We start from the raw sequence: 18,707 nt of genomic DNA, 5'->3' as shown, positions 1-18,707 counted from the left end.
TTAACGTCATGCTGGAAACAATAGGTTGGCGCGAGTGGCTGTCGCTGCCGGAGCTGGGGATTGATCGTATCAAGGCCAAGGTCGATACCGGTGCCCGCACATCCTGCTTGCATGCATTCAAGCTTGAGCCCTTCTACGAGCGCGGCGCGCTCTGGGTCGCAGCCGATGTGCATCCCGTACAGAACAACCAGGAGACGGTGCTGCATTTTGTGGCGCCGGTACTGGACGAGCGGCAGGTCTCCGATTCCGGCGGCCATCGCGAAAAGCGTATCGTCATTCAGACCCTGGCGCGTATGGGCGAGCATGAATGGCCCATCGAAATGACGCTGACCAACCGCGACAGCATGCGCTTTCGCATGTTGCTGGGGCGCACTGCCATGCTGAACCGTTTTGCCGTCGATCCGGCGGCCTCATTTTTGTTAGGAGCACAGCCATGAAGTTGGCAATTCTTTCCCGCAATGCGCAGCTGTACTCGACCCGCCGCATGGTTGAAGCTGCCAAGGCACGTGGTCATGATGTACAGGTTGTCGATGTGCTCAAGTGCTACATGAACATCAATATGCAGCATCCCGAGATCCACGTAAAAGGTGAGGTTCTGAGTGATTTTGATGCGGTTATTCCCCGTATCGGCGCCTCTGTTACCTTTTACGGCACGGCGGTGTTGCGTCAGTTCGAAATGATGGGTACCTATCCGCTGAACGAATCGGTGGCCATTTCCCGCTCCCGTGACAAGCTGCGTTCCATGCAGTTGCTGTCACGCAAGGGCATAGGCCTGCCGATTACCGGCTTTGCCAACAAGCCGTCCGATATCCCGGACCTGGTGAAAATGGTCGGCGGCGCGCCCCTGGTGATCAAGTTGCTCGAAGGCACCCAGGGTATCGGTGTGGTACTGGCCGAAACCCGCCAGGCGGCGGAAAGCGTGCTCGAAGCTTTCATGGGGCTCAAGGCCTCGGTCATGGTGCAGGAATACATCAAGGAAGCCGGCGGTGCCGATATTCGCTGCTTCGTGATCGGCGACAAGGTCATTGCGGCCATGAAACGCCAGGCCAAGGCGGGAGAGTTTCGCTCCAACCTGCACCGTGGCGGTGCCGCCAGCCTGGTGCGCCTGACCCCCGAAGAGCGCAGCACCGCCGTGCGCGCCGCCCGCACCATGGGTCTGAACGTGGCAGGAGTGGATATTCTGCGCTCCAACCACGGTCCGCTGGTGATGGAAGTCAACTCTTCACCGGGCCTGGAAGGCATCGAAGCTGCCACGGGGCTCGATGTCGCGGACCGTATCATCCAGTTCATTGAAAAGAATGCCAGCAGCCACAAGACCCGCACCCGCGGCAAGGGCTGATCAAAAGCGGGGAGGTGCAAGGGCCGAGGGTAAAGCGGCAAGCGGAAACGCGAACACAAGGCCTGATGCCGTGGTGGTATTTAGTGTGCTGAGTTCAGGCGCGCAATGCCCGGGGGGGCTTCAGTCAGCCTGGCATGACGTTGGGTCAGCCAGGCTGGGGGCGTGGAGTCATGGGGTTTATGCCCGGCGTTTTGCTGTGCCTTCGCTCACTCCGTTGCCTAAACCAAGGCGTTCGTATTGCTGCAGGGCCATCAGATCGGTCGCCTTGAGGCGATGCTGCCCCGCGGGAACCTCGGCTGCATTCTCTATAACCGGTCGGCTCCCATCTTCAACCTCGGCGATCCACGCCAATAGTCTCTCTTTCAACTGGTCCGCAAGCTCGCGGAAAGGGGCCATGCCGATTAGATTGACCAGCTCGTAGGGGTCAGTATCGAGGTCGTAGAGATAGCTCTCACGGTAAATCTCGGCACCGGCATGATGTCGGTCATAGTCCGACGTGACGCCATATTTCCATCGATGGGTTCTTAGCGCACGGCCGGTCTCGGTTTCACTGATCTGAAAGAACAGGTCCTGGCGCCAGGGCGCACGCGCATCCCGAACCAGGGGCAGTACGGATTTGCCGACCATGCTGTTGGGCACTTCAAGGCCCGCAGCATCAATAAGGGTCGGGGCAACATCAACGGTGCCGAAAAGCCCCCTGACCTGGCCGCCGGCGTTAAACCCCGGGCCGGTAATCAGCGTTGGAATGCGCACTGCGCTCTCGTGGCAAGCACGCTTGTATTCATCATTGCGGGTCTTGAAGTGGCACCCATGGTCCGTAGTGAACAGCACAATGGTGTTGTCGAGCATGTCCAGGCTCTTCAGGGCGTCCATCAAGCGACCAAATGCCTCGTCAATCCGTTTCACCATCCCGTAGTAACCACTAAGCTGCCACGGGCTCGTGCCCTTGTAAGTCATCAAGTCGGGCGGTGTCCACAGGTTTGCCGCACAGGCTTCACGGTAGCCATCGGGAGCCGGGTAGTCGTCTATATGGTTTTGATGATGGGGTTCCAGGAGGGATACGAACAGCATGAAGGGGTCGTCCTGATGGGTATTGCAATACCGTATCGCGGCATCAGTGACCGCATCAACACGGTATCCAGGCAGTTTTTTCGGGTTGCCATCCTCGTCGAACAGGATGGCGTCATAGGCGTCAGAGATATGTTCCACCAGGTTCGCGCCGAGCCAGCTCTGGTAGCCTCCGCGCATGTTTTTAGGCACGGGGTCAGCTCCCCCGAGGTGCCATTTACCGATGTAGCCGGTTGAGTAGCCATTGCGGTTAAACACCTTGGCCATCGTCTCGGCATCTTCACTCAGCGTGATACCGTTGCGAAAGACGCCGGTTTGCGTGGAGAATTGCCCGGTTTGCATCGTGGCACGGGCCGGACCGCACAGAGGCTGGGTTGAGAATGAATGATAAAGGTGTGTGCCGGACCTGGCTATCCGGTCGAAGTTGGGTGTGAGCCCCATCGGGTTACCATGTACACCGGTGGTGTCGTGCCGCTGCTGATCGGTAAAGAATACAATAATGTTGGGCTTGGACATGTTGTTCCTCCGCGGGTTCGCGTCTTCGTTTCCAGCAAGGTAGCAACGATGTTTCATAGCGTATAATCAAATGTTTTGTCCGTATCGATAACTAAAACGAATAATACGACTCACTTCGTTCCTGTCTTGCCCTGCGCTGACAGGTAACACAACACACATAATGCCGGGGGCTTATCGGATAACCCTATGGCGGTCAGCTGAGCAGGGTCGGGATCAATGCCAGTATCCGCTGAACGATCCTGTACGACTCCGACGACTCACGGAACAGGGCCCCGGAACTGAATTGCCATATCGGCGGCAGCTGCTTTAGCCGGACCAGGTCATATTTTGCCGCGTCCCGTTCCAGCACTTGCGGCAGCAGGGTCAGGTGTTGCGATCGGCTTGCCACATTACAAACACCGCTGATTGCATCGATCTCGATGCTGATATTGGGCGGCGGCAGCGAATGACTGGCATAAAAATCCTGCAATCTCATGTTCAGCTCTGGCGTACGACTTGGGATTATCCACTGGCAGTCAACCAAATCAGCGATTGCAATTGTTTCGGCGTTGGCGAGCGGATGGTTGCGGGAGCAATATGCACATTCTTCAATTTTCATCAGCCATAAGCTCTTTATCCCCTCTGGAGCGCCGCCAATAAGGGCCCCCAGAAAGAGGTCTACCTCGCCGTCCAGCAACTTTGGAAGCGCGGAGTTCGGGCCTTCAAAGCTCAATCTGAGCTTTGTCATCGGGAACTCCTGGGCGAGGCGCTCGATGAGCTGCAACGCAACGTCCGAATGATAGACAACGCCGGCTGCGATACTGAATTTCGAAACCTCACCATCCCGGACGGCCCTGGTCTTCTCGTGGGCGAGTCGGTATTGCAGCTCTATGTTTTCGGCGTGTTTGAGCAGGGCTTCCCCCACTGCCGTCAGCTTCATGCCGCGCCTGGAGCGCTCAAACAGCTGACCTCCGAATTCATGCTCCAGCATTCGAATGGTCTTTGTCAGGGCCGGCTGTGAAAGGGCAATGCTTTCAGCCGCCTGGGTTAGATTCCCGGACCGGGCAACCGCGAGAAACGCATGAATTCTGCGGTCCATATCATCACCTTAAGTTATGGTTAGAATGACTTAATATCATTATCATGCAGAAATTGAAACGCATAGGATGATTGAAGACACTGAGTTTGGTGGGTTTTGTGAGCCGTCAGCAGCCGACGTTAACAGCCCGAGCCGGAGCCCTCGGATTGGCAAAGCCGATCGACGCTATAAATACAACAAGAGTAACCAAGGGTGGTATCCATGGAAAAATTTCGTCTTTCATCCGCACTCGGTCTCGCTGCCGGCGCACTCATGCTGGTAAGCGGCACCGTATATGCGACAGACAGCTACGTTGATGTTGGAAAACAAGAACCCATCACGATCCTGATAAATTCATCCCCCTGGTACCGGGGATTCGAGGCTGTGGTGGAGCTCTACGAAGAGCAGACAGGGAACAGGGTCAGTCTGGAAGTGACGCCTTTTAACGGCATGCTTGAGAAAGCCCGTGCCGCTGTGCGCAGCCCCGGAACGAGCCCTCTTGACCTTGTGAATATCGACAGCCCATGGACGATTGAATTCTACGAAGGTGGCTTTCTCACGCCCCTGACGGATATCGATCCTGCCTTTGAAGTGCCGGACGAAGTCTACGCCTACGATGACAGTGGTTGCTGGGACCAAGGTAAAAGGTTTCGGACCTGTGACTCGGGCACGTTGATGGGGTACTCACCTAACGGAAATATTCAACTGCAATTCTACCGAGGGGATGTATTCAAGGAAAAAGGCCTGTCGCCTGCCAGGACGTTTGATGAGGTATTGAAAAATTGCGAGGCCCTGCATAATCCGTCCGATACATACGGCTATTTGCAGGTTGGGCAGCGTGGTGGAGGTGTCACTTATTCCTTCATGCCTTACCTACTTAGTTATGGCGGCAATCTCGTGGCAGATCCACTGAATGGTGATTACAGTGTGATCTTGAACTCACCGGCCGCACAGCAGGCGCTGGACAAATTTATTGAAGTCAGCCAGAAGTGTGGCCCGGAGAATTACGGCATCATTGGTCAGGGTGACTTGATCCAGCTACTGCAAACCGGCAAAGGTTTGCAGGCCCATGCTGTTGTTGCTGCATTTCCAAACTTCGATGATCCACGCAAGTCTGCGGTCGTGGACAAGATCGAGTCCAGTGTATTGCCGAGCGCCTCGATGGACGCAAGTCCCGGTGTGGGAATCGCGAACTGGGTGTTTGGCATCCCCCATAACGCATCCGATAGTGGCAAGAAAGGAGCCTTAGCTTTCTCAAAGTGGTTTCTGACCTATGAAGCGCAGTACGCCTATGCTGAAGCCGGTGCGATACCTGTCCGGCGGGACGTGTACGCAAGCGATCTGAAACTGCAGCGGGAGTTTCGCTGGATGGATACCTACCAGGACGCGATTGAGCACGGCAAGCAGATATACGGTTATGCCGAAGGCGCGGCTGTCGTCGATGTGCTCGAGCTCAAGCTAAATCAAGCGCTTATTGGAGAGCTTTCGTCCGCTGCCGCTTTGAATGCCGCTGCCGAAGAAATGCATAAGCTTTTTGTCAGAAGTGGCCGTAAAACCGGTACGTTAACCCCTCTATCTGAATAGGTAAGGGGCCCGCAGGCCTGGTCTTTCTTGGTCAGCGGGCTCTGCCAGGTACCAGCGGCTAGTCGTACTTAAAGCAGCCATATTCAGCGTGGAGATAAAAATAACATGGCAAGAATACTCCGTTTACAAAAGAGCGATGCGCGTATAGAAGGTAAGCCTCGGTCATTGATTGATTTCATCGACAAGCATTTAAATTGGTTCACACTGGGCCCGGCGCTTGTCATGATGCTGATGCTAACGGCCTATCCTTTTATTAATCTAATCTGGATGGCAGTTTCAACGATTACATTTGAGCAGGCCAGTGAAGTTTGGACGTTTACGCCTGTCAGAAACTTTCAGGATCTTTTAAGCGATGAAATATTTCGGATCGCACTCTGGAATACAATAGTCTTTTCTGTTGTATCGGTCAGTGTTGAAATAGTACTTGGTCTTGGCTTGGCAATACTGGTGTCATCAATTACCAGGTTCAAGGGCGTGGTACGTACGGCGCTTATCATTCCAATCCTGATGCCGCCTATCGCCATCGGTTCCATGTGGAGTCTGATGTACGGCTTTGACTTTGGTGTCATTAATCAAATGCTAGGTTATATCGGAATAGCTCCGTTGAACTGGCTTGGTTCTACTTCGCTTGCGCTGATGTCGGTGATTATTGTTGATGTTTGGCACTGGACCCCATTTGTATTTCTGATATTGTTCGCATCGGTCGAAGGGTTGCCCCGGGACGTGATTGAGGCGGCGCGCGTTGACGGAGCAGGGAATAGGGCGATTCTTTTTAAAATCATTATTCCTTTGCTCAAGCCCGCTATCTTTGTCGCCTTACTGTTTCGCAGCATTCTGGCCTTTAAAGTTTTTGATGAAGTTTTTTTGTTAACCTCAGGTGGTCCCGGGACGTCAACGGAGGTCGTTAGTCTTCACCTTTATAAGGTTTTCTTTGTACAGAATGAGATGGGCTACGGTGCACTTCTTTCCATTGCAATAATCTGCGCCACGGTTGCTTTCCTTTGGGTTGGAAAGTGTGCGGGCTCAGCCCTTAAGGAGAACTGATAATGCTTGCACTGCGTGGATACTCTCGCCTTATTGGTTATGCTCTGCTTGGACTGGGCGTTGCGATTATAATAGCCCCTTTTCTATGGATTTCTCTCCAGTCATTTAAATTCGAGATTGATATTCTTCAGGGGTCCTGGATATTTAATCCTACACTGACGAACTATACAGACGTGCTTTACTCTCGCCGCTCTGATTTTCCGGTTAATATATGGAACAGTCTGGTAGTGGCTACAGTTTCGACGATCTTCGTTTTGATCATAGGGACGCTCGCCGCTTACTCACTTAGCCGGCTAAAGTGGAACAAATATATCGCCGGCGGTTTTCTCGGGTGGACGCTGCTCTTTAACATGATTTCACCACTTACATTAATTGGTCCCTGGTACCTGATCTTCCGCGAAGTGGGCCTTTCCGAAAGTCTAACTGCACTTGTTCTTATCCACATCACGTTACATATGCCCATGACCATATGGTTGATGATGTCATATTTCAATGAAGTTCCTAAAGATATTGAAGACGCCGCGATGATGGATGGCTGCCGCAGGATTGATGTTTTCTGGAAAATTGCACTACCATTGGTGAAACCTGGTCTTATAGCCGCCGGTGTGCTGTCTTTTGTTTTTTCATGGAACGAATTTGCAGCCGCACTTAATCTTACCAGCATGGATACGGCAACGGTCCCGGTCGCCATTGCACGCTTTGCTCAGCAGTATGAAATTCAATATGGTCAAATGGCTTCAGCATCTGTTTTATCCACCATTCCCGCTCTGTTTCTTATGTTTTTTGGCCAGCGTTTTGTCGTTCAGGGCCTGACTATGGGCGCCGTTAAATAATTTATTGGAGTACGAGAAATGGCTGAAGTTAGAATTGAAAACCTCAAAAAGGACTTTTCCGGTATCGATGTTATTCGTGGAATTGACCTGCATATCAAGGACAAGGAATTTATAGTCCTGGTTGGGCCATCCGGCTGCGGGAAATCAACGCTTTTACGCATGATCGCTGGCCTGGAAGACATTACCGGCGGGGAACTTCGAATCGGCGGGGAGACAGTGAACGACCTGGAGCCCAGAGAACGTGGTATTGCGATGGTTTTTCAAAGCTACGCGCTGTACCCGCACATGACCGTTGAAAAGAACATGAGCTTTTCTATGACGCTGGAAAAGCAGGATAGCGAGCGGATCAACAAGGCAGTAACACAGGCGGCCGAATCCCTGAAGTTGACACCCTATCTGGATCGTTTGCCCCGCGCCCTGTCCGGGGGGCAGAGGCAGCGTGTTGCCATGGGGCGCGCTATTGTTCGTGATCCCAAGCTGTTTCTCTTCGATGAGCCCCTGTCAAACCTGGACGCGCAGCTGCGTGTTCAAATGCGCACCGAGGTGCGCAAGCTGCATCAACGCCTGAACGCCACCTCCATCTATGTAACCCATGACCAGGTTGAAGCCATGACGATGGCAGACCGCATCGTCGTGCTGGACCAGGGAACCATTTCCCAGGTCGGAACCCCCCTGGAGCTGTATGACCGCCCGGCAAACAAGTTTGTCGCCGAGTTTATCGGTTCTCCGTCGATTAATATCCTGCCGGCAAAGCTGGAAGGAAATGGCCTGCGTATGGGTGAAAATGGCAGCCTGGTCAGGCTGGAGGCTACTCCTCAAACGGATAGCAAACACGTTGAAGTCGGTATTCGCCCGGAGCACCTTTTTCCAGCTGAGGCGGGAAGCATTGAGGGGGAAGTGCAGGTTATCGAGCACTTGGGCGCTGAGACCTATGTTTTCCTTACGGCCAATGATACAGATATCTGCTGGCGTATTGCAGGGCGATACGATGCCGCGATTGGCGACAAGATACGCCTTGGTTTTGACAGTAACAACCTGCATATCTTTGAGGCTGACTCTGGACGACGGATCCCTGGACCTGAGTAACGCGTGACGATTCAACGGGATATACTTCAAACGTTCTGATTATGTACCTGGCTAACAAATAGGTTCCCTACCTGTTTGTTAGCCATTAACAGGCAGTGCAGTGCCTTAACTTGTGCTCCTGAAAAGTAAGGATTCCCGCTATCCTTGGCGGTCTTTACAGGGGGAACTTACACTCGCAACATAGCCGCGACAGCAAGGTAGACAGAACCTCTTTAGATACCGCTTACATTAACCTGTTTCGGCTATTGCTGTCAGCGCCGACGCCGGCTGAGGGCCAGGGTGCTTTTCAGGCGCGAACGGCCAAAGGCGGCCATCGCCAGAAACTCATTCACTTCCACCGGTACGTCTATGTAATCGGTCTGGCTTTGCCATTCGTCGCGGTCGTGATCCGGGTCGGTCAGATACACGAAGCGCTCGTCGGCGGCGGTAATGATGATCCAGTGGGGCGCCTTGTTGCGGTTTAGCCGCCAGGTGCTGATCAGGCTGATAAGCACGTCACCGTTTTGAATATGCTGCTGCAACTGCGCCAGGGTCATTTCCCGTCCGTGGATCTCGACCCCGGTTTCGGTCAGCTGTTCAGTAAAGTCTTCATGGGCCAGGGCGATGACCTGTTTCTTCTCCGGATTGCGCACGCTGTCGATAAAGGGCACCTGAGTCGTGTTGCAATACAACCGTACGTCGAAGCCGCGGCGCCAGGCGCTCAGCGCCAGTCCCTGGGGTGAGCAGCCACCATGGCCTGCGGTCATGAAGATGGTGGTGGATTCGCGCCAGATTTGCAGTTCTTCCCGACGGCCCATGGTGTATTCGGGAATCAGGGCGTGCATGCCCATCATCAGGCTGGCGGGGCCGCAGGTAAAGGGCGTGGTCTGCTCGTAGAAGGCGGTGCGGATCTGGCCACCGGCCGGTGCGCGGCGGCGGATCGGCTTTTCCATCTTCAGGGCGCTGGCACCGTCTTCGTAATAGTCCTCGATGGTGCCTATGGGATGGTAGCCGCTCTGCCGGTACAGGGCGATGGCGCCCGGGTTGCCGACATTGACTTCCAGGCGCATGAAAATGCACAGCTGCTCGCGGGCGCTTTTCTCGGCGTCCTGCAGTAGTTGCCGGGCAATGCCGCGGCCACGCATCTGCGGCAGTACCGCCAGCGAATAAAGGCGCGCCAGATGGGTGCCCTTGCGATAGAGCACCAGTGTGTAGCCGGCTATTTCGTTGTCACTGAAGGCCATCAGCAGGCTGGCATGGCCGTGCTTGATCAGGCGCAGGAAGCTGCGGCGCGACAGCTTGTCGGCGCTGAAGCACTGCTGTTCGATGTCGAGCAGGGTGTCGATGTCGGCGGGGGTCGCCGGGCGCGTGCTCAGGGTGTTCAAGCTGTTTTTGTCCGTACAGACCAGTGGTATAGGGCGATATTACCACCGGGATCCGGCACAGGTATCAGTGCTGTACTAAATTTATCGGCGTGCGCGTCAAACCCTTGTACCGGCGGGCACTGGGCGCGCATAATCGCGAAAATTCACCCCTGCCGGAACTGCAAGATCGATGCCTTCCTCTTTTTACGTTGTGGTCGATGACCTGGGTGACTGGGCGCCCTATTACCCCAGTAAAGACGTCATATCCTTTGATCAGTACCTGGCGCTGGCAGACGCTCAGCGGGCCGGGCGCGTGCGTATCCTTAACTGCTGTCGCAACAGCCGGGCGCTGGGGCGGGGGTACTACTGTTCGCTGCTGGCGGAGGCGCGTGATCACCACGTGATTCCCTCCGTGCGGGTGATCAACGACCTGCGTCGCAAGTCACTATACAGCCTGCAGCTGGATGGCCTGGGCAGCACTCTGGACAGCCTGGCGGGCCGAATTTCCGGTGATCAGTCCAATATTGAGCTGCGCATCTTCTTTGGCGAAGTGCTGATGAGCGAGCTGTCGCCCATCGCCAAGCAGCTGTTCGAGCGCTTCCCGTGCCCGGTACTGGAGGTGCGCCTGAAGCGGGGCAAGGTCTGGCAGGTAGATAATATTCGTCAGCTCTCGGTGCGTGATATCAAGCTGGAGAGCGAGCAGGAGCTGTTTGCCGCGGCACTGGAGCGGTTCAGCAACCGCATGTGGCGCAAGCCCCGCGCGCGCAAACGCTACCGCTTTGATCTGGCCATGCTGGTGGATCCGGACGAAGCGCTGCCGCCCAGCGACAAGGATGCCATCAAGCACTTTATCGACAGTGGTCGCCAGCTGGGCATCAACGTGGAGCTGATCGGCAAGCGGGATCTGATGCGTCTGCCGGAATACGACGGACTCTTTATTCGCGAAACGACCGCCATTGATCATCATACCTACCGTTTTGCCAAGAAAGCCGAGGCCGAAGGCCTGGTGGTGCTGGATGATCCGACCTCGATACTGCGCTGTACCAACAAGGTCTACCTGGCGGAGTTGCTGCGTATCAACAAAATCGCCACCCCCGGTACGCGCATTGTCAGCAACACCGACAAGGAAACGCTGGATGAGATGATCGAGGCGCTGGGCTTCCCGATCGTGCTGAAGATTCCTGATGGTGCTTTTTCCCGTGGCATGTGCAAGGCGCAAACGCGCCAGGAGCTGGTGGCGGGCCTGAAGGAGCTGCTGCAGAGCTCGTCGCTGGTGCTGGCTCAGGAGTTCCTGTACACCGATTACGACTGGCGCATTGGTGTGCTGAACAACAAGCCGCTGTTCGCCTGTCGCTACTATATGGTGAAGAATCACTGGCAGATCTACCGTCACGGCAGCAGCGGCGATGTGGACTCCGGCGGCTTCGACACGCTGCCGACCTACGAGGTACCACCGGCGGTACTGGCAGCAGCGCTGAAGGCGACACGTCTGATCGGTGATGGTCTCTATGGCGTGGATCTTAAGCAGAGTGGCGATCGGGTGGTGGTGATCGAGGTCAACGACAACCCTAATGTCGACGAAGGTGTGGAAGACCTTTTCCTGGGTGCTGCGCTCTACCATGAAATCATGGCCGAGTTTTTGCGCCGCATGGAGTTGAATCGCCGCTAATCCGGTGCTGTGGTCATTAGCGGGTGTTGCCTTGCTGCAGGACAAGCAGCGGGGCGGTGCCCGTTTTTGTATCACAAGGGCGGGGTCTGTGCTCGAAAATCAGACACAAAAAAACCGGCGCCTGTGAAGGAACGCCGGTTTTTTGCGTGTCAGAAACGTCTTAGATGACGCTGACGTTCTCTGCCTGAGGACCTTTCTGGCCCTGAGTCACGTCGAACTGTACTTTCTGGCCTTCGGTCAGGGTACGGAAGCCGTCACCAGTGATAGCGCGGAAATGAACGAATACGTCCGGGCCGCTATCCTGAGCAATGAAACCGTAACCTTTTTCTTCGTTGAACCATTTAACAGTGCCGGTAGTGGACATTGTTGAACTCCATAAGGATTTTGTTTTACGTAAAGCCTGGCAGTATCGAAAAACGACAGCCACCAAGGCGGGTCTAGCTGAGAAATGCAGGAATTCCGTTATGAAGATCAGAACGAGGTACTACTAACAGGAGCATCGTGCGTTGACATCAAACTGGAGCTGTATTTCAAGCTTGATAGGAGGATAGCGAATTCTAGGGGGAAGTCAACTGCATTTGGGGGCCTGGCGAGGATATTTTCGGATGCTGCAAATATGATTTGTTCAGGACCATTTCACTGTTGCAATACGAGCAGAAATCACCATAGCGGCAGGCTTGGGTGGCTGCAGGATGGTGGAGGGGGCTGCGCCATAAAGCCTCTGTTCGCAGTGCAGCTCTGATGTGCTGCAAGGTAGGCAGCTTTAACGGGCTCGACGAGACCCGGCAGATAGAGGGCAATCTACCCCCTGGGAGGAGTTGTCTTGGTATGGTCATTGCAGCAGAATAACCTGTGCAGAGTGGCAGGTATCTTCTGTCGCATTCTGCAGTAGCACGGCAGGCCGGAGCCTGTCGTTTGAGAGCGAGTCTATGTATACACACCCCTTGCGTGACCAGATTATTGCCGAGGTACATGCCCGGCCGTTTCAGCAGATCAGTGCGCCCCTGGCGCTGTTGCAGATCGCCATCCTGCACGATGGCGAGCCGCAGGATGGCGTCGAGCGCAGGGTGCGTGAGCTCGCAGCAAGGGGCGGTTTTGAACTTGAAACGGGTGGTAGCGGATTCTTCTTTTGTCGCCAGGGGCAGCGTGCCCTGCGCTACGAGCCACATAGCGAGTTTTACAGCCTGACGTTCTACCGCTTTGGCGACACCGAGGCACCGGAGCTGCCAGACGACTGGAGCGAGCAGTTGCCCGGTGCCTTTCTGTGTGGCGTGGAAGTGCTGTTTCGCAGCAAAGTGGCTGATTTTGATGGCTGGGCTGAGGCGCATTTCAACGCGGGCGCCCCCGGTGCTTCACAGATCAATGGCTCCGATGTGATGGGGCATGCGGCAGCGCTGCGCACCAATTTTCGGGTGCGCAGTGACAATGGCTACAATCGCGTGCTGGTGCAGGACAAGGGCGGCATGACGCTGTTCCAGGCTGGACGCTTGCTGCAGCGTATCTGTGAAATTGAGACCTACCGTCATATGGCACTGCTGGCGTTGCCCCTGGCGCTGGAGACCATGCCCATGGTGTCGATGCTTGACCAGCAACTGGCGGATGTTGTTGAGCGCATCGCCGAGCCCGACAGCGATGCAGCCCTGCTGTTGCAAGAACTGATGGCGCTGGCGGCCCAGGTGGAGGGGTTGTCGGCCCATACTGCCAATCGTTTTTCGGCCACAGAGGCGTATTTTGCCCTGGTGGACAGGCGCATCGCGGAGTTGCGTGAATCGCGTATCGAGGGCCTGCAGACGGTGGAACAGTTCATGGAGCGGCGGCTGGATCCGGCCCACCGTACCTGTCGCTCAACGGGCGAGCGTATTGAGCGACTGTCACAGCGTATCGGTCGTTCTACCGATCTCATCCGCTCCCAGGTCGACCTGTCGATCGAAAATCAGAATCGCGATCTGCTGCGCGGAATCAATCACCGTGCCCGTAACCAGCTGCGGCTGCAGGCCAAGCTCGAAAGCTTCACCGTGATAGTGGTGACCTACTATGCTTTCGACCTGATCGACCGCACGCTGCGCAATGTGGTGGTGGACGAGGCGCTGGAAACCCGTGCCAGCTTTCTGCTCAGTGCGTCGGTGCCATTGATCGCGCTCGGCCTGTTCTGGTATGTACGCAAGATGCTCAAGGGCTACGACAAGGACGAGGAATAGTGCCTGGTGTGAGTTCTTGGAGGCCTGTTGAAAGGAGCTTTCAGGTGTGTGCTGGGTGCTTCCCGGATGTGTTTTAGGGGCGTTGCTGATAGCCAATAGCCGGGTGCCCCGACAAGGGCCCCGGCTTGTTTTTGCGAGTGGCTCAGGCGTTGTTCAGTGCCTTGGCATGAAAGCGCAGGTGGTCTTCGATAAAGCTCGAGATAAAGAAGTAGCTGTGGTCATAGCCCCGTTGCATACGCAGTTCCAATGCATGGCCGCTGGCATCGCAGGCGGCTTGCAGCGCCTCGGGTTTGAGCTGCTCGGTGAGGAAATTGTCGGCATCGCCCTGGTCGACCAAAAGCGGCAGTCGCTCTGTCAGCTCGCTGCGAATCAGGGCGCAGGCATCATAGGCCGCCCAGGTGCTGCGATCGTTGCCCAGGTAGCCGCCCAGGGCTTTCTCGCCCCAGGGGCACTGGCTTGGATTGCTGATGGGGGCAAAGGCGGATACTGAGCAGTAAACCCCAGGGTTTTTCAGGGCACTGATCAGGGCGCCGTGGCCGCCCATGGAGTGACCGCTGATGCTGCGCTTGCCGGTGACCGGGAACTGCGCTTCGATCAGCGCCGGCAGTTCGACATTGACGTAGTCGTACATGCGGTAATGGCTGGCCCAGGGCTGCTCGGTGGCGTTGACGTAGAAACCTGCGCCGCTGCCAAAATCGTAGCTGTCGTGCTCGCCCGGCATGTCGAAGCCGCGCGGGCTGGTGTCCGGGCACACCAGTGCCAGGCCCAGTTCTGCGGCGACGCGCAGGGCGCCGGCCTTCTGGGTGAAGTTTTCATCGGTGCAGGTCAGGCCCGATAGCCAGTAGAGGCTGTGACAGGGCGCACTGAGGGTCTGATCGGGCAGGTAGATGGCGAAAACCATGTCGCAATCAAGGCTGGTGGATCTGTGGCTATAGCGTTCGAGCCAGCCGTCGAAAGCACGATTACGGGAAAGGCGTTCCAGACTCATGGTGACGTATCCGATAGTAGAGAGTAGAAGGGCAGAGTGTTCGCGATACAGCAAAAAGGGCCCTCAGGCCCTTTGCGCGTGCGCGGCTTGTTCAGTCAGGATCAGAACAGCACAACCGAGCGGATGCTTTTGCCTTCATGCATCAGGTCGAAGGCCTTGTTGATGTCTTCCAGCCCCATGGTGTGGGTCACGAAGTCATCCAGCTTGATATCGCCGCTCATGTACTGATCGACGTAGCCCGGCAGCTGGCTGCGGCCCTTGACGCCACCAAAGGCGGTGCCGCGCCAGACGCGCCCGGTAACCAGCTGGAAAGGCCGGGTGGAGATTTCCTGGCCGGCGCCCGCCACACCCACGATGACCGATTCGCCCCAGCCCTTGTGACAGCATTCCAGGGCTGCGCGCATCAGGTTGACGTTGCCGATGCACTCGAAGGAGTAGTCGACGCCGCCATCGGTCAGATCCACGATCACGTCCTGAATCGGTGCGTCGTATTTCTTGGGGTTGATAAAGTCGGTGGCGCCCAGCAGGCGAGCCATCTCGAACTTGTCTTCGTTAATATCAACGGCGATGATACGGCCGGCCTTGGCCATGACCGCACCCTGGATCGCGCTCAGACCAATACCACCGAGGCCAAAGATGGCCACGGTCGCACCCGGCTCAACCTTGGCGGTGTTCAGTACAGCACCTATGCCGGTAGTCACGCCGCAGCCGAGCAGGCACACCTTGTCCAGTGGCGCGGCCTTGTTGATCTTGGCCACGGCAATTTCCGGCACCACTGTGTATTCGGAAAAAGTGGAGGTGCCCATGTAATGGAAAATGGTCTTGCCGTTGAGCGAGAAGCGGCTGGTGCCGTCCGGCATCAGGCCCTTGCCCTGAGTGGCACGAATGGCCTGGCACAGGTTGGTTTTGCCAGACTTGCAGAACTTGCACTGGCCGCATTCCGGTGTGTAAAGCGGAATAACGTGATCGCCGGGCTTGAGCGTGGTGACGCCCGGGCCAATTTCTTCCACCACGGCGCCGCCTTCGTGTCCCAGGATGGACGGGAAAATGCCTTCCGGGTCGTCGCCGGACAGGGTGAATGCATCGGTGTGGCATACGCCGGTGGCGACCATGCGTAACAGGACTTCACCCTGTTTCGGGCCTGCGACATCAACTTCTTCGATTTGGAGAGGCTTGCCTGCCTCCCAGGCAACAGCGGCGCGGGACTTCATGGGAGTATCCTTGATGTTTGATTAGAGGGTCTGGGGTTCTGTACCTGAACCTGGGCGTGAGACTTTGCCAAAGTTATGCTGCACCTGAGTAGCAGGTGGCGCCGGGTGTGCACCGGGCGGCGGTAGCAGTATAGCGATGGCTCAGTTTATCGACTGCTACGGCCAAGGTTAAGCCTTCTTCTTACACAACATTCTTGCTCAGCTGCAATAATGCCATTTTGATTGGTGCCTAGTCGGCCCGCGGCGACCGCAGGCAGAGGGCGGGAGTCCGGCAGGCGTCAGGCGCGCAATGTCAGCGGGCGTGCGCGGGCGAGAAATCCCAGAATATCCCGTCGGCTGATTACGCCGCTGAGCTGATCCCGGCTGTCGATTACTGCCAGGGCATTGATATCCCGCTCCAGCATCAGCAGTGCAGTCTGGCGAATGTCCTCGGTTTCACTGACGACGATCATGGGTTGCTGCATCAGCGCGCTGATGGGGCTGCCGCTGACAAAGCTGACCTGGCCGTTGCGCACCATCAGGCACTTGAGTACTTCGGTGCGTGTCAGCATGCCCACCAGTTGCAGAGGCGGGGTGATGACGACTAATTGAGCGATATCATGCTGTTGCATTAGCTGCCAGGCATCACCCAGGTTTTGCAGGGTGCTAATGCTGATGGCCTTGCGCGACATCAGGCTGGCGACCGTGCTGAGCGCCTGATCCTCAGTGGCTTGCTGCGGCTGAGCGCCGAGTGCCGGGTCCCGGTAGAACCGGGTCGGATCAAACTTTGCTGTGGCCCGCGCGTTTTGCGCAGACGTGCCGGGTTGTGCTGTGGAACGGGGCGTGCCCAGGTGTTGCCTGAGCTGGTCCGAGTTCCCTTCGAATACAGGCCCCGTCGACGAGAAGAGTTTAAACACACTTCACCTCCGACAGATGTTGCCCTGCTGGCAACCTGTAACTCCTTAAGACTAGACCATGCATGCCTGGGGTCTGGCCAGGGAGGCTGGCAAGCGAAAAGCCTGCAAAGGAGGCCACCTGGCTCTGCGGAGGCTGGAATCGATCCGCTGCAGTATTCCTTGGGGTGGTGAATGGCTACACTGCGGCTTGGGTTTGATCCAGACGCAATCGCGCGTCTATCCGGGTTTTAGCAACAGGAGTATGCAGATGATCAGAACAGGTGACAGTATTCCGGCCGTTAACATTACCGCGCTGACGGCGGGTGAGCAGGAAACGCTGCCGGCCAGCGAGTTGTTTGCCGGCAAGAAAGTTGTGCTCTTTGCATTGCCGGGGGCATTCACGCCCACCTGCTCAAACACCCATTTGCCGGGCTATGTGGTCAAGGCGGATGAGTTTCGTGCCAAGGGCGTGGACATGATCGCCTGCCTGTCGGTCAACGATTCTTTCGTGATGCGGGCCTGGGGGCAAAGCCAGAATGCCGAAGCCCTGACGTTACTGGCCGATGGCGGTGGCGCGCTCACGCAGGCGCTGGGCCTGGGTGTGGATACAGCGGATTTTGGCGGGCTGCGGTCGCGTCGATATGCCATGATCATCGAGGATGGTGTGGTCACGGCACTGAACGTTGAAGAGCCGAAAAAATTTGAAGTCAGCGATGCCGATAGCCTGCTGGCACTGCTGTAAGCTTTCGTTTTGTAACGCGATGGTCCCAGTGTTGATGTAGATCAAGTCTCGCTGCATTGGTCGGGTTCTGGGGCTGTCAGGCCTCGAGAACTTTGAGCTGCGTCAATATCTGCGCCTGCAGATACCGATAACCTCTGTGTTAATTCCAATGCAACACAGAGGTGGCGCAAATGTTCGGTCTGGATGTGTACAGCGTAGAAGTACTGGTGCCAAGCGTCGTGGGCGTGCTGGCAATGGCATCGGTGATGATCTGGGGCTTTGTGCGGGTCTGCAATCTGATTAACCAGGAACCGCCGCAGGACTAAACAAACGGACAAACAGTGTCCCTGCATAATTGGTTTCCATCGGCATAGCACTTTTGCTGTGGGCTATTAAAGTGCGCGGCCTGTTACATCTGAATTATTTATTCGTAACAGGCCCGGGGCCTCGGCTGCAGCGCCTATACTTTGGGCAGGTTCAGCTGTAAAGCTGCTGTTACACTTGAGCGGTTTGGGCCAGAGAGTAGTTTGGCCTTGTCGCCCCGGAATGGGCTGGAACATGCGCAAGTTGTCTGGGCAGGGGTTAATGGAAGACCTCGGATTGCCCTATTTCAGGACGATTTCGACCTTTGGTGCACTCACCGATACTACAGTGGTGCATTTGATCCGAAGCGGCGAGGTGCTGGCGCTGGATCCCGGCGAGGTACTGTTCGAAGCCGGCGAACCCTCTGATGGCTTCTATGTCATTCTCAAAGGCCAGATGGCCTTTCACAAATATCACCAGGGCCATTACGGCTTTATCCGCAACTACCATTTTGGCGAGAATATTGGCTTCGTCGGCATGATCGCGCTGCACCGGCGTATCGGCCGTGCACGGGCGGTGGAAGATGTCATAGTGGTGAAAATATCCACCCGTCTGTTTAACGATCTGTATGAATCCAATACCCAGGAATTCGCGACGCTGCTGATGAATTTGTCCAGGGATATGGCGCGCGGCCTGCGTGCCGTGGACAACCTTGTGGTTGAACACAGCTATGCGGCTGAGGTCGCAGCTGGCGCTAGTGCTAATGCCGGGGCTGATGAAAGTGCCAGGGCTGAAGCTGTGGAGATAGCAGAGTCCGGAGCCTTTGTGGAGGTGCGCCGCCCGGCCGGGCTGCATTAGCAGCCAGCCTCCTG

At 56.1% G+C, this 18,707-nt stretch carries 18 protein-coding genes; 11 read left to right on the top strand and 7 right to left on the bottom strand.

What is annotated here, in order from left to right:
• The first annotated feature begins 8 nt into the window (after positions 1–8).
• Positions 9–437, top strand: a complete 429-nt coding sequence (locus A8C75_RS14040; RefSeq protein ID WP_067383554.1) for an ATP-dependent zinc protease family protein — start codon at positions 9–11, stop codon at positions 435–437.
• Complete coding sequence (gene rimK, locus A8C75_RS14035) at positions 434–1,339, top strand: 30S ribosomal protein S6--L-glutamate ligase (RefSeq protein WP_067383551.1); 906 nt, start codon at positions 434–436, stop codon at positions 1,337–1,339. The genes A8C75_RS14040 and rimK overlap by 4 nt, the downstream gene beginning before the upstream one ends.
• A 177-nt stretch (positions 1,340–1,516) precedes the next feature.
• On the opposite strand, the gene A8C75_RS14030 is transcribed toward rimK, so the two are convergent.
• Together A8C75_RS14030 and A8C75_RS14025 are read right to left on the bottom strand one after the other, a co-directional pair.
• Entirely contained in the window at positions 1,517–2,923 is a 1,407-nt protein-coding gene (locus tag A8C75_RS14030; RefSeq protein ID WP_067383548.1) for a sulfatase family protein, read from the bottom strand.
• 193 nt (positions 2,924–3,116) lie between these two features.
• Complete coding sequence (locus A8C75_RS14025; RefSeq protein WP_067383545.1) at positions 3,117–4,001, bottom strand: LysR family transcriptional regulator; 885 nt, start codon at positions 3,999–4,001, stop codon at positions 3,117–3,119.
• A 201-nt stretch (positions 4,002–4,202) separates the two neighbouring features.
• Here A8C75_RS14025 and A8C75_RS14020 point away from each other — a divergent pair, with 201 nt between their 5' ends.
• From A8C75_RS14020 to A8C75_RS14005, 4 genes are all read left to right on the top strand, one after another.
• Positions 4,203–5,564 carry an ABC transporter substrate-binding protein gene (locus A8C75_RS14020; RefSeq protein WP_067383542.1) on the top strand — a complete coding sequence of 454 codons (1,362 nt, stop codon included), beginning with the start codon at positions 4,203–4,205 and terminating at the stop codon, positions 5,562–5,564.
• A gap of 105 nt (positions 5,565–5,669) precedes the next feature.
• Positions 5,670–6,608, top strand: coding sequence for a carbohydrate ABC transporter permease (locus tag A8C75_RS14015; protein WP_084784074.1), 939 nt, complete (start codon positions 5,670–5,672; stop codon positions 6,606–6,608).
• 2 nt (positions 6,609–6,610) lie between these two features.
• On the top strand, positions 6,611–7,441 hold the full coding sequence (locus tag A8C75_RS14010; protein ID WP_067383539.1) for a carbohydrate ABC transporter permease: 831 nt from the start codon (positions 6,611–6,613) through the stop codon (positions 7,439–7,441).
• An 18-nt stretch (positions 7,442–7,459) separates the two neighbouring features.
• Positions 7,460–8,527, top strand: coding sequence for an ABC transporter ATP-binding protein (locus tag A8C75_RS14005; protein WP_067383537.1), 1,068 nt, complete (start codon positions 7,460–7,462; stop codon positions 8,525–8,527).
• A 251-nt stretch (positions 8,528–8,778) separates the two neighbouring features.
• Here the strand turns inward: A8C75_RS14005 and A8C75_RS14000 are convergent, their stop codons facing one another.
• Entirely contained in the window at positions 8,779–9,891 is a 1,113-nt protein-coding gene (locus tag A8C75_RS14000) for a GNAT family N-acetyltransferase/peptidase C39 family protein (RefSeq protein ID WP_067383535.1), read from the bottom strand.
• Between the two features lie 169 nt (positions 9,892–10,060).
• On the opposite strand from A8C75_RS14000, the gene A8C75_RS13995 reads away from it, so the two are divergent.
• The gene (locus A8C75_RS13995; RefSeq protein ID WP_067383528.1) at positions 10,061–11,539 is read left to right on the top strand and encodes a RimK family protein; all 1,479 of its coding nucleotides are present in this window, start codon (positions 10,061–10,063) and stop codon (positions 11,537–11,539) included.
• Between the two features lie 160 nt (positions 11,540–11,699).
• On the opposite strand, the gene A8C75_RS13990 is transcribed toward A8C75_RS13995, so the two are convergent.
• Positions 11,700–11,903, bottom strand: coding sequence for a cold-shock protein (locus tag A8C75_RS13990; protein ID WP_067383525.1), 204 nt, complete (start codon positions 11,901–11,903; stop codon positions 11,700–11,702).
• A gap of 565 nt (positions 11,904–12,468) precedes the next feature.
• Between A8C75_RS13990 and A8C75_RS13985 the strand changes: the two genes are divergently transcribed.
• Complete coding sequence (locus tag A8C75_RS13985) at positions 12,469–13,737, top strand: DUF3422 domain-containing protein (RefSeq protein WP_067383522.1); 1,269 nt, start codon at positions 12,469–12,471, stop codon at positions 13,735–13,737.
• A 142-nt stretch (positions 13,738–13,879) separates the two neighbouring features.
• On the opposite strand, the gene fghA is transcribed toward A8C75_RS13985, so the two are convergent.
• The 3 genes from fghA to A8C75_RS23655 all read right to left on the bottom strand — a co-directional run bounded on the left by fghA (position 13,880) and on the right by A8C75_RS23655 (position 16,832).
• Positions 13,880–14,725 (bottom strand): S-formylglutathione hydrolase, encoded by an 846-nt coding sequence (gene fghA, locus A8C75_RS13980; protein ID WP_067383520.1) that lies wholly within the window; start codon positions 14,723–14,725, stop codon positions 13,880–13,882.
• Positions 14,726–14,826: 101 nt separating this feature from the next.
• Complete coding sequence (locus tag A8C75_RS13975) at positions 14,827–15,936, bottom strand: S-(hydroxymethyl)glutathione dehydrogenase/class III alcohol dehydrogenase (RefSeq protein ID WP_067383518.1); 1,110 nt, start codon at positions 15,934–15,936, stop codon at positions 14,827–14,829.
• A 278-nt stretch (positions 15,937–16,214) separates the two neighbouring features.
• Positions 16,215–16,832: a CBS domain-containing protein gene (locus A8C75_RS23655; protein WP_157890297.1), complete on the bottom strand. Its 618-nt coding sequence runs from the start codon at positions 16,830–16,832 to the stop codon at positions 16,215–16,217.
• Between the two features lie 247 nt (positions 16,833–17,079).
• Here A8C75_RS23655 and A8C75_RS13965 point away from each other — a divergent pair, with 247 nt between their 5' ends.
• The 3 genes from A8C75_RS13965 (at position 17,080) to A8C75_RS13960 (ending at position 18,693) form a co-directional block, all read left to right on the top strand.
• Positions 17,080–17,553 carry a peroxiredoxin gene (locus tag A8C75_RS13965; protein ID WP_067383512.1) on the top strand — a complete coding sequence of 158 codons (474 nt, stop codon included), beginning with the start codon at positions 17,080–17,082 and terminating at the stop codon, positions 17,551–17,553.
• A 170-nt stretch (positions 17,554–17,723) separates the two neighbouring features.
• Positions 17,724–17,858, top strand: coding sequence for a hypothetical protein (locus A8C75_RS24155; RefSeq protein WP_257737047.1), 135 nt, complete (start codon positions 17,724–17,726; stop codon positions 17,856–17,858).
• A 232-nt stretch (positions 17,859–18,090) separates the two neighbouring features.
• Entirely contained in the window at positions 18,091–18,693 is a 603-nt protein-coding gene (locus tag A8C75_RS13960; protein WP_157890296.1) for a Crp/Fnr family transcriptional regulator, read from the top strand.
• The last annotated feature ends 14 nt before the right edge of the window (positions 18,694–18,707 follow it).

It is taken from the genome of Marinobacterium aestuarii (genome assembly GCF_001651805.1).
In the GTDB taxonomy this organism is placed as follows: domain Bacteria; phylum Pseudomonadota; class Gammaproteobacteria; order Pseudomonadales; family Balneatricaceae; genus Marinobacterium_A; species Marinobacterium_A aestuarii.
The sequence above is the reverse complement of the archived record's forward strand: the minus strand, read 5'-3'. Positions and strand labels throughout refer to the sequence as shown.

What these genes read in the sequence shown, in the direction of transcription:
- fghA (WP_067383520.1), bottom strand. Translation starts at nt 14,725, where the DNA reads ATGAGTCTGGAACGCCTTTCCCGTAATCGTGCTTTCGACGGCTGGCTC.
- A8C75_RS24155 (WP_257737047.1), top strand. Translation starts at nt 17,724, where the DNA reads ATGTTCGGTCTGGATGTGTACAGCGTAGAAGTACTGGTGCCAAGCGTC.
- A8C75_RS13990 (WP_067383525.1), bottom strand. Translation starts at nt 11,903, where the DNA reads ATGTCCACTACCGGCACTGTTAAATGGTTCAACGAAGAAAAAGGTTAC.
- A8C75_RS13985 (WP_067383522.1), top strand. Translation starts at nt 12,469, where the DNA reads ATGTATACACACCCCTTGCGTGACCAGATTATTGCCGAGGTACATGCC.
- A8C75_RS13975 (WP_067383518.1), bottom strand. Translation starts at nt 15,936, where the DNA reads ATGAAGTCCCGCGCCGCTGTTGCCTGGGAGGCAGGCAAGCCTCTCCAA.
- A8C75_RS13995 (WP_067383528.1), top strand. Translation starts at nt 10,061, where the DNA reads ATGCCTTCCTCTTTTTACGTTGTGGTCGATGACCTGGGTGACTGGGCG.
- A8C75_RS13965 (WP_067383512.1), top strand. Translation starts at nt 17,080, where the DNA reads ATGATCAGAACAGGTGACAGTATTCCGGCCGTTAACATTACCGCGCTG.
- A8C75_RS14040 (WP_067383554.1), top strand. Translation starts at nt 9, where the DNA reads ATGCTGGAAACAATAGGTTGGCGCGAGTGGCTGTCGCTGCCGGAGCTG.
- A8C75_RS14020 (WP_067383542.1), top strand. Translation starts at nt 4,203, where the DNA reads ATGGAAAAATTTCGTCTTTCATCCGCACTCGGTCTCGCTGCCGGCGCA.
- A8C75_RS14005 (WP_067383537.1), top strand. Translation starts at nt 7,460, where the DNA reads ATGGCTGAAGTTAGAATTGAAAACCTCAAAAAGGACTTTTCCGGTATC.
- A8C75_RS14030 (WP_067383548.1), bottom strand. Translation starts at nt 2,923, where the DNA reads ATGTCCAAGCCCAACATTATTGTATTCTTTACCGATCAGCAGCGGCAC.
- A8C75_RS14025 (WP_067383545.1), bottom strand. Translation starts at nt 4,001, where the DNA reads ATGGACCGCAGAATTCATGCGTTTCTCGCGGTTGCCCGGTCCGGGAAT.
- A8C75_RS14015 (WP_084784074.1), top strand. Translation starts at nt 5,670, where the DNA reads ATGGCAAGAATACTCCGTTTACAAAAGAGCGATGCGCGTATAGAAGGT.
- A8C75_RS13960 (WP_157890296.1), top strand. Translation starts at nt 18,091, where the DNA reads ATGCGCAAGTTGTCTGGGCAGGGGTTAATGGAAGACCTCGGATTGCCC.
- rimK (WP_067383551.1), top strand. Translation starts at nt 434, where the DNA reads ATGAAGTTGGCAATTCTTTCCCGCAATGCGCAGCTGTACTCGACCCGC.
- A8C75_RS14010 (WP_067383539.1), top strand. Translation starts at nt 6,611, where the DNA reads ATGCTTGCACTGCGTGGATACTCTCGCCTTATTGGTTATGCTCTGCTT.